Here is a 9,391-nt window from a genome sequence, read left to right as displayed (position 1 = left end):
CATCGATACAGGTGTTGATTATCGCTTAAAGGATTTACAAGGGAAAGTTGATATTGCGAATGAGAAGAACTATGTTTCCGTAAACGGAGATGGCGACGCGATTGATGATAATGGTCACGGAACACACGTGGCAGGTGTCATCGCAGCGACAATCAACAATGATTACGGGATACAAGGGATTCATCAGTCGGCACAAATCTTACCGGTTAAAGTATTGAATGCAAATGGCGAAGGAGAAACGGATGCCATTGCACTTGGAATTAAATATGCTGTTGATCATGGAGCGAAAGTCATCAATATGAGTCTTGGTGGCGGTGAAAGCCGCACGATGGCTTATATGATGAAATATGCAGCAGATCATGGTGTTACGGTCGTTGCGGCTTCAGGAAACGACTACGATATGATGGTAGGGTTCCCAGCAAACTCAGAATATGCGATTTCTGTTGGAGCGACGAATACGCTCGGTATGGTTTCAGATTACTCGAATTATGGAGTCGGCCTTGATGTCGTTGCACCGGGTTCAAAAGTAGCGAGTTTGATTCCAGACGGAAATACGGTGTATATGGATGGAACAAGTATGGCTTCACCACACGTCGCAGCTGTTGCGGGAATCTTGAAGTCACTTAATCCTAAACTAACACCTAAACAAATCGAACAAATTCTACAAAAAAGTGCAGAACCACTAGCTTTCGAAAATCCGAATGATTGGTTTGAGGAAGAAGAGGGAGAAGAGCTTGAATTCAAGTTTCCTGCCTATGTCAGTCCGGTTTCAGGATACGGTAAAGTTAGTATTCCTCGGGCAATTTCGCAATTGAATCTGAACGGAACTGTCAACAACGTATATGATAATAAACTGACTGTCACAGGAACGGTTAAAACCGGAACAAAAGTGGAAGTATGGTCCACTAAGAAGTTGGGTTCTACTACAGCTAAATCCGGAAAATATAGTGTGACGATTCCACGTCAAAACAAAGGTACGGTCCTAACAATTCGTTACACAAATGGACTGGATATCACGTCAGAACGTACAGAAGTCCTTCCTGGAAAAGCGCCAGCAGCTCCAAAAGTTAAACCAGTACTTGCCGGTGCAACAAAAATGACAGGTACAGCTCTTGCGGGCGGTACGGTTACTGTCAAAGATGCAAAACAAAAGAAAATCGCCACAGCGAAAGTCGACGCAAAAGGTCACTTCAGTGCGAAATTACCAAAACAAGTCGGTGGTTCAAGCTTGATCGTCACAGTGACGGATATTGCTAAACGCACAAGTAAACCGACGATCGTAAAAGTCCTACCAGCCCCAGCAGCACCGAAAGTGAAATCCGTCTATGCCGGACAAACGAAAGTAACCGGGACAGCTGAAAAGAAATTAAGTGTTTATGTAAAAGATGCGAAGAAAAAAGTCATCGGAAAAGGAACGGTTTCTGCAAAAGGCAACTATTCCGTCAAAATTCCGAAGCAAAAAGCAAAAGCGAAGCTTTCCGTCTACGTTAAGAATACGCGTGGTCAAGTGAGCCCTGTGACTTCTGTGACAGTGAAGAAAGCAAAAAAATAAGCGGATAAAAAGACCTTTTTTCGGGTACATTCCGAGAAAAGGTCTTTTTTTGTATATCCTAGCTGTTGCTTCGAAAGCGTTTCTATTATATTTAAAGAAACAAATGAAAAAGCATCATTCGATGAATGATGAGGAGGATACATTCATGGTGAATTGGATTCGGCGACGAATCGGTCGGCAGTTGCTGACTGTTTTTTATGCGGTACTGATCGTAGTATCGATTACTTCGTTCTTTGTCTATGACTATATGGAAGGACGAATCGAAACATCAAAACAGAATCTCGAGACGATCAGTGAACAAAATCGCCGGGCCAATGATTTGTGGGACAATTGGCAAACCGTCCAGTTTGGATTGCGAGGATTCGTCATTTTTGGTAACCAAGAACGGTTTGATGAGATTCAGGCGCTCCGAACAGATATCAAAAGTGAGACGGATTGGTTCATGCGAAACGCAAAAACGGATGAAGAAGAAGAATTCGCAGCGCAAATGACGAATTTATATGAGTTATACTATGATGCCTTGTTCCCGTTGACCCAGTCTTACGTCAATGAGAAAAAGGCGAATCGGATCAATGAGGACTTCTTACAGGGGGATAGTCTGTTTTCTTTACCGATTGCGGAGCGTCTTGTCGATCAAGGGCGATTAAAGCCAACTGCCGATGGTTCGATTGATATTACACCAGACATTGAAAAAGCCTCTGCAGCACTTGATGAATACCGGACGAATCTCAGCCAACAACAAGAAACGGCTGTCGGGGAACTGCGGAGTGAAGTCGCAAAGTCACAATGGATTTGGATATCAAGTATCGTTGTGCTCATTGCCTTCATCCTTCTCTTCGTGCACCCGTTCCTTCGCCGGATGACACGGCAATTGTTACGTTTGATTGATGATAATCAAAAACTTGCTCGAAAAGAACCGATTAAGATTGATAAAGCTGCCGAGCAGCGACCAGACGAAATCGGATTATTGCGCGCAGCCTTTAATCGGATGGTCGTGACGACGAATGCCCATACGGATGCGATGCAAGGAAAAAATGAAGAGTTGCAGGCGCAAAGTGAAGAGTTGCTCGCGCAACAAGAAGAATTGCAGGCGCAACAAGAAGAACTCGAAGAAGCGTATCAAACGACGAAAAAGAATGAGGAAAAGCTCCGATTACGTAGCGAACTGACAGAGGCGCTTGCTGTTCGCGAAACCGTCGAATCGTATCCGGCAATCGTTCAAAAGATGATCGATATCACCTCTTCTGAGTACGGTGCACTATTGCTCTATGAAGAAGGAGCGTTCATGGGTGCGACAACGAATGGGATGACGATGGATTATTTAAAAGTTCTCCTGAAAGATGAGATGTCCGTCATCAATCGATCGGTTCGGCAGATGGAATTTATCCAATCGGAAAAACGAGTCACGCGTCAAAAAGACTATCCGTATTCATTTAGCACGTATGAAGTGACGATTCCGATCGAAGATCCGGAAACGCATGAACTAATTGCAGCGATTTATCTGGTTCGTTATAAATCTGCCTATAAAGGGCAACAGTTGACGGATATTCGCGAGTTTGCGCAACAGATGACGTTATCGCTCCTGCGTACGCGTTCGTATGAAGGAATGCGTCAAGAAAAAGAAAAGACTGAGCAAGTGTTAGACTCCATCCGAGAAGCGATCATTTATCTTGAAGATGGAAATGGAGAGTTATACGTCAACCGTCCATTGTTTGAATTGATTCCAGAACTTCAATCGGAATTCACAGTAGATCGGACGTTACCGTCGAGTGAGTATGTCATCGATGTGATGCGCCAGTTGGTGGATGATGTCGAGGCTTTTAATACGTATCTAGATTTGATTCGTTCCGGTGAGATTTCACCGGAAAAGGCCCGATTTGATATTCGAAATAACACAGCTCATCTGGAAGTCTACGCGGAACGTATTGATGTCGTTGGTGGATGGAAGGGAATCATTCTTGTTTTACGAGATATTACCCGGGAAACAGAAGCCGATCGTCTCAAAACAGAACTCGTCTCAACCGTGTCGCATGAGTTGCGGACACCGCTCTCTTCGATTTACGGCTTTACAGAATTGATGTTGAATCGAGAAATCGATGACTCGAAACAGAAGAAATATCTAGCGACGATTCATAACGAGACGGAACGGTTATCAAACCTTGTCACGGACTTTTTAGATGTTCAGCGCATGCAGTCAGGTGGGCAGTTATACCAAATGGCACATCTCGATTTATTTAGCCTGACTGAACAGGTGATGTCCTTATACGACGCTTCAAGTGAACGACACGATCTTCATTTGCAATTGCTTAGTCCGGATCGTCCGTTCATTTTAGGAGATGAGGACCGAATCAAACAATTGATGAATAACTTGATCAACAATGCGATCAAGTACTCTCCGGATGGTGGGCGTGTTGACGTCTGGATTGATACGAAAGACGATCAAGCCATCATTGAAGTGAAAGATGAAGGAATTGGAATTCCGCATCATGCCTTTGCCCACTTGTTTGATAAATTTTATCGCGTCGATAATTCCGATACACGTCGAATCGGTGGAACGGGACTCGGGTTATCAATTTGTAAGGAAATTGTCAAAGAGCATGAGGGTGTTATTCATGTGGAATCTGAAGTAGGAAAAGGCAGTCGTTTCATCATCGTATTACCCCTCAGTCTGACCGAATCGATCGAGTCGACAGAAGAAAATCGACGTTCTATTTAAAGAGCTAGAATACATTCCAACTAAACCGTGTTCAATCCGCTAGGTGCGATCACGGTTTTTTCTTATGTTTAAAACGAGTAATCTTGTCAAAAAAAGATTCCAATAAAATAAAAAAAGGTGAATAAAATGCAATGATGAACCGATATACCTATAGGACAAACGGACTATGATTAAAAAAGGAGGGGGATCGTCGTGTATCAGAATTGGTTAGGAGTCGTTGTTTTTTGGCTTCTTTTACACATCGGTTGGGTGACATACGTTGGGACAGATACAGTAATCGGACAAGTCGTCAATAGTCTGTTCACGATTGGTGGTGTCTCGGTCTCTCTCTATTTAATTTGGCAGGCACGACGTCGCCAAATGCGACGTCCTTTTACCTCTCGTTTATTTCTTCTTTTATTGTTTGCCAATACGATGCTCGGTCTAGGTGAATGTGGACAACTCCTTTATTTCCTTCAAGGACGTACACGAACGGAACCGTTTGATTGGATCGACTTGATCTTTAGTCTTCAAATCTTGATCTATATCATTGCTTTCGGTTATTTCCTGCGTAATCGACGACAAGAAGTTAATTTGCGGGTCTTTTTGTTTGATGAGTTCATCATTTTAGTCGTTGCAGGATCTCTTTCGTGGCACTATTTAGTGACACCTTATTTAGAAGGAAATGCCTTGCTGACAATCGAAACGCTTTTATGGCTTCGTTATCCGATTGGTGATTTATTGTTGCTCGGTGGAATGATTGTCTTATTCTTTGGTTTGATGAAACGTGGCAATGGAAGCTCGCTATTATTGATTCTACTCGCATTTCATTTTCAATTACTTGCCGACCTCCTATACGTCGTCCTAGAACGATTTGATTATCCATTTCCTTCGAGTTGGCTCGATCCGTTATGGTTAGCGACTGTCCTGATTGTCGGGCTTGCCGCATATCGCTTTGACGCTGAAGAATCTCTCGTTCCTCTTGACGTTACACGGAGATGGATTGATGTCTTACGTTTAATTACACCTTACTTATTCTTATTGATTCTATTCGTGACGATGGCACGGCAAACGATTAGTTGGAACGGTTTGACGATTGGTTTGATGATTGCAATCCCGTTATTGATTTCCCGTCAAATCCGGATTGTCGTTGACAATCAACGGTTGCGTGAAAATCTCGAAGCGAAGGTGGAAGAGCGAACGGAAGCATTAGCAACTGCCATGGAGGAGATGCGGCACATGGCATACCACGATGCCTTAACAGGGTTACCGAATCGGTATCTGTTTGCGCGACTGTTCCAAGATGCCTTGTACCGGGCGGAAGCGAGTGAAGGACAAGTCGGATTATTCTTTATCGATATCGATCACTTCAAAGAGATTAACGATACGTACGGTCATCGCGTCGGAGATCAACTCATCGTCGATGTCACGACGCGCTTACAAAAGAAATTGCCGCCCAATACAGTCATTTCAAGACAAGGCGGAGATGAGTTCGTCGTCTTATTGTTTGACGTTGAACAAGAAGCAGAAGTGGTGCAGTGTGGAGAACATCTCGTTTCCTTGTTCCAAAAGCCGTTTCGCCATGGCATCATTCCACTTCCCGTAACGGCAAGCATTGGTGGAGCGATCTATCCGGCGCATGCAGCCTCTCGATCAGATTTGATCGAGCAAGCAGACCTAGCGATGTATGAGGCAAAACGTCGCGGGAAGAATCAATTTTGCTTACATGATCCAGCGATAACGAACACCTGAACGCCGTCACATGCAAAAACACGCTCGTATACTGAACCTCATCGGATCAGTCATACGAACGTGTTTTTTTGATGCCGATCATTTCTTTTGCGTGCGTGCTAAGAACGTTTCAATGACTTCTGGATTCGTCACAGCTTGATTACATGCATCGCTGTCGATACATATATGATGACCAATCGTCTGATGCTGTTCAGCTGAACGACGTGTCGTTGCGGTTACGAGCGTGATGTCACTATACGTATGGCAAATCGCACAGATCCCTTTTTGGATCGATGGCAGATAGGTTCCCTCGACGCCGATCCATTGACCGTCCAAAGGATAGACGAAGTATTTTTTTCGATTTCCGGTATCGTTCCAGCTTAAAAACGTCGTGTGAGCCCATTCAAAGGAGTGAAGTGGCGGAACATGTAACTTTTTCGTTTTTTTGAAGAGCTGACGGATCCGTGATTCAGAAATGCTCGGAAACGGTTGGACGAACGGTTCGACTTGTGCTAAATACGCGAGGAGATCTTGTTCGGATTCAGCGTCACGAATGTTCGTCAACAGCGCTTCCTGTTCCGGTGTAAGTACGGGTAATAGATCGAATATTTTTTCAGCAGCACTATACCGGACAGCATCACGAACATCGGGATCATGAACGGCAGCGAATTGATGTTGCAGTAGGTCGACTTGATTCCGAATGAAGTTGTATTGATAAGGCAATAAAAATGCGTCCATTCGCGTTCCTCCTTTTCTTTTTATCGTACCGGAATTTGGCAGCAGAACAAAGCGACATTTTTGTTTTTCTGCCTCTTGCAACGGGAATTGAATAACAGAATGAACGAGGAGGTGAAGGGGGGCGTGCAGTATTTAACATTTTTACGCTTTATGAATATAGGAGCATTCCTCTTTGCATTGCTAGCGCGCGTCGTTTGGTCAAATCCGGTTACCATTCCTGCGTTACCTCTTGTTCCAGCACCTTTTTTTGATGCGATTACAGGTGTCGTGTTCACAACGTTGTTAATTTGGTGTATTCGACCGATTCGTGCCTTTCCTGCAGATCGAGAACTGATTGAAGATATCGGAGGATGGCTCGCGTTATCACTTGTGACGCTTGGCGTCAGTAGTATGACCGGACCACCGTGGGAACTTGTCTGGACAACGATTTCATTCATTAGTCTGTGCTTAGTTTATATGAAAATTCAACACCATCCGCGACGATCGCCTTGGATGCGCTCTCCGATTTCAGTCCTTCTCGCTTGGATGAGTACGATGTTGTTGATTTTACCATTTCGGATCTTATCCGATTTTCAGTTCACTTCGCTATTTGGTCTTTCCGAACAGCAATGGAGTACGATTGCACTCATCGTAGCGATTATCGGAGGACTATTGTTTGTCGTCATTCATTCCGATTGGGTGTTTGGTCTCGCGCTCGTCTGGTATTTGATTGGATTGTACTTTAACGATCGCCTCTTTCTTCTGCAACAAATCGTAACAGGGGTCGGAATCGTATGTGTTTTACTCTTGTGCTATTACGTCTTCTATAAACGGCAACGTCTTTTTCGACAGCAATCGCCGAAGTCTTCTTCATCCTAGTCATGTTTTAGATGAATTTGGGGTATATCTCATATAGTTGTTATAAAAGGGGGAGACGTGTGACATGGGAAAAAAACAATGGATCGGTGTCTATCAAAATGAAACGGATTTGATTCGAAAAATTGAGGATCTACATTTTGCGGGTTATCTAGAAGAAGATTTATATGTCGTGTTACAAGATAAAACCGATATGGCGATGTTACGCGGACAATCAGCGGCGCAACTCGTCTCTGGAAAACGGACGCTGTTTGAGCGATTTACAGGCAAACAGGCTTCGGCTGAGGAAATTCAAACTGCCTTTACGGAACTCGGATTACCGGAGTCGGATATTCGTCAGCATGTCTTACGTGTTCAACAAGGTGAGTATGTCCTGTTAGCAGACGAAGCAGGGGCAACACGTCCTGCGCCGAAACCAAAAAGTATTTTGGAGACAGAGCCAGAAGGAATCGAGGCAGAACGGAAACTCGATCATGAAAACCGCGCCCTCGAAAATGAAAATGACCGGATGCTGTAAGAGAGTCGTGCAGAAAGGATGATTCTTGATGGAGAGCCAGTATCATACGATTTTAGTGGCAGTCGATGGATCAAAGACGGCAGATCTTGCCTTTGAAAAGGCAGTGAAATTCGCCAAACTCGATCATGCCAAACTCGTCATCGCCCATGTCATCGATATTCAGACATTTGCTAATGTACGTGCCAATAAGCGTTTCATTGATCAAAACGTCACGGAATATGCACAAGGACTGCTCGATCGTTACGAGAAGCGGGCACGAGAAGCAGGCGTCGAGACAGTTGAACTGGTCATCGAAAATGGCTCTCCAAAAACATTGATTCCGAAGGTCATCGCACCACGTGTCGGTGCTGGGTTGATTGTCTGTGGGGCGGTCGGGATGAATGCGATGGAACGCATCATGATCGGGAGTGTCTCTGAAAACATCTCCCGTTATGCAAAATGCGATATCTATATCGTCCGTCCGAAAACCTTGAAGTGATATAAAACAGCACACATCGGTTGATGTGTGCTGTTTTATATCATGTTAAAAAATAATAGAAGATGCCTAATAAAATCAAAATGATCGGAAGAAAAATGAAATACATCCAAGACATGTTTTTGGCCGAAGTTTTGTGGTCATACTTTTCTTCTGCTGGTTGCTTGGCAATCCGTAACGTAAAGACAAGACCTACGAGACAGATGACTAACGCAATCCAAAACAAAGTCAACATAAGCATGCTCCTCTCTTCCTTTATCATACAGAAATTGGTCATGTTCTGCATCGGTAAGTTGTGACAGTTTAGAGTTGACAGACTTCTAGTTGAGGGGCTAAACTAACTTCATAAGTTTAGGGGGTAAACTAAAAATGAAAGACAATTTACGTGAAGCAGTCCTCCTGTTTGAAGAAGTCATGATCCACGGAACAGAACGCGTGTTGAAGTCGGTCGAAGCACCCGTTTGGCAAATGTATTCACCGGAACAACTTCATGTGTTGAAGCTCGTCGGAAAATATGGACCGATTTCGTCTGGGCGTCTCGCGGCAGTGCAGGGTGTTCACAAAAGTGCCATCTCGAATCGGCTGAAAAAGTTGACGGAAAAAGGTCTCGTCATCGTCGAACGTCGAGAAGATGACCACCGAACGAAGTACATCTCGTTGACGGAAGCAGGTCGGTTAGTGGCAACTGAAGCAGAGCAAGAAATCTATACGTATCTGGAGAATTTGATTGAAGGAAAGGTCGAAGAAGAAGAAATCATCCAGTTCATTGAAACCTTCAAAAAGATTAAAGAGATTTTGCAGTTGAATGATTAAAAACAGATAGAGGGA

General features: G+C 44.0%; 9 protein-coding genes. 7 read left to right on the top strand and 2 right to left on the bottom strand.

The genetic code is table 11. The features are described from left to right. The 3 genes from F8N00_RS13140 to F8N00_RS13130 all read left to right on the top strand — a co-directional run. Positions 1-1,552, top strand: a 1,552-nt coding sequence (locus F8N00_RS13140) for a S8 family serine peptidase (protein WP_421018352.1), incomplete at its 5' end; no start/stop codon positions are given. A 145-nt stretch (positions 1,553-1,697) separates the two neighbouring features. After that, complete coding sequence (locus F8N00_RS13135; protein WP_023466949.1) at positions 1,698-4,268, top strand: HAMP domain-containing sensor histidine kinase; 2,571 nt, start codon at positions 1,698-1,700, stop codon at positions 4,266-4,268. Between the two features lie 192 nt (positions 4,269-4,460). Then, positions 4,461-5,999, top strand: a complete 1,539-nt coding sequence (locus F8N00_RS13130; protein WP_058713416.1) for a GGDEF domain-containing protein — start codon at positions 4,461-4,463, stop codon at positions 5,997-5,999. A 78-nt stretch (positions 6,000-6,077) separates the two neighbouring features. On the opposite strand, the gene F8N00_RS13125 is transcribed toward F8N00_RS13130, so the two are convergent. Further along, positions 6,078-6,716 carry a FusB/FusC family EF-G-binding protein gene (locus F8N00_RS13125; protein WP_023466951.1) on the bottom strand — a complete coding sequence of 213 codons (639 nt, stop codon included), beginning with the start codon at positions 6,714-6,716 and terminating at the stop codon, positions 6,078-6,080. A 123-nt stretch (positions 6,717-6,839) separates the two neighbouring features. Between F8N00_RS13125 and F8N00_RS13120 the strand changes: the two genes are divergently transcribed. The 3 genes from F8N00_RS13120 to F8N00_RS13110 all read left to right on the top strand — a co-directional run bounded on the left by F8N00_RS13120 (position 6,840) and on the right by F8N00_RS13110 (position 8,566). Continuing rightward, positions 6,840-7,574 (top strand): hypothetical protein, encoded by a 735-nt coding sequence (locus F8N00_RS13120; RefSeq protein WP_023466952.1) that lies wholly within the window; start codon positions 6,840-6,842, stop codon positions 7,572-7,574. 64 nt (positions 7,575-7,638) lie between these two features. Continuing rightward, a complete protein-coding gene (locus F8N00_RS13115) occupies positions 7,639-8,088 on the top strand; it encodes a general stress protein (RefSeq protein ID WP_023466953.1) in 450 nt (149 codons plus the stop codon). 28 nt (positions 8,089-8,116) lie between these two features. Further along, on the top strand, positions 8,117-8,566 hold the full coding sequence (locus tag F8N00_RS13110) for a universal stress protein (RefSeq protein ID WP_023466954.1): 450 nt from the start codon (positions 8,117-8,119) through the stop codon (positions 8,564-8,566). A 40-nt stretch (positions 8,567-8,606) separates the two neighbouring features. On the opposite strand, the gene F8N00_RS13105 is transcribed toward F8N00_RS13110, so the two are convergent. Next, positions 8,607-8,804, bottom strand: a complete 198-nt coding sequence (locus F8N00_RS13105) for a hypothetical protein (protein WP_023466956.1) — start codon at positions 8,802-8,804, stop codon at positions 8,607-8,609. 128 nt (positions 8,805-8,932) lie between these two features. Between F8N00_RS13105 and F8N00_RS13100 the strand changes: the two genes are divergently transcribed. Beyond that, complete coding sequence (locus F8N00_RS13100) at positions 8,933-9,376, top strand: MarR family winged helix-turn-helix transcriptional regulator (RefSeq protein WP_023466958.1); 444 nt, start codon at positions 8,933-8,935, stop codon at positions 9,374-9,376. Positions 9,377-9,391 lie beyond the last annotated feature (15 nt).

Origin of the sequence: Exiguobacterium sp. A1_3_1, from assembly GCF_048985645.1 — a bacterium.
In the GTDB taxonomy this organism is placed as follows: Bacteria; Bacillota; Bacilli; order Exiguobacteriales; family Exiguobacteriaceae; genus Exiguobacterium_A; species Exiguobacterium_A indicum.
The sequence above is the reverse complement of the archived record's forward strand: the minus strand, read 5'-3'. Positions and strand labels throughout refer to the sequence as shown.

What these genes read in the sequence shown, in the direction of transcription:
- F8N00_RS13135 (WP_023466949.1), top strand. Translation starts at nt 1,698, where the DNA reads ATGGTGAATTGGATTCGGCGACGAATCGGTCGGCAGTTGCTGACTGTT.
- F8N00_RS13125 (WP_023466951.1), bottom strand. Translation starts at nt 6,716, where the DNA reads ATGGACGCATTTTTATTGCCTTATCAATACAACTTCATTCGGAATCAA.
- F8N00_RS13115 (WP_023466953.1), top strand. Translation starts at nt 7,639, where the DNA reads ATGGGAAAAAAACAATGGATCGGTGTCTATCAAAATGAAACGGATTTG.
- F8N00_RS13110 (WP_023466954.1), top strand. Translation starts at nt 8,117, where the DNA reads ATGGAGAGCCAGTATCATACGATTTTAGTGGCAGTCGATGGATCAAAG.
- F8N00_RS13105 (WP_023466956.1), bottom strand. Translation starts at nt 8,804, where the DNA reads ATGCTTATGTTGACTTTGTTTTGGATTGCGTTAGTCATCTGTCTCGTA.
- F8N00_RS13100 (WP_023466958.1), top strand. Translation starts at nt 8,933, where the DNA reads ATGAAAGACAATTTACGTGAAGCAGTCCTCCTGTTTGAAGAAGTCATG.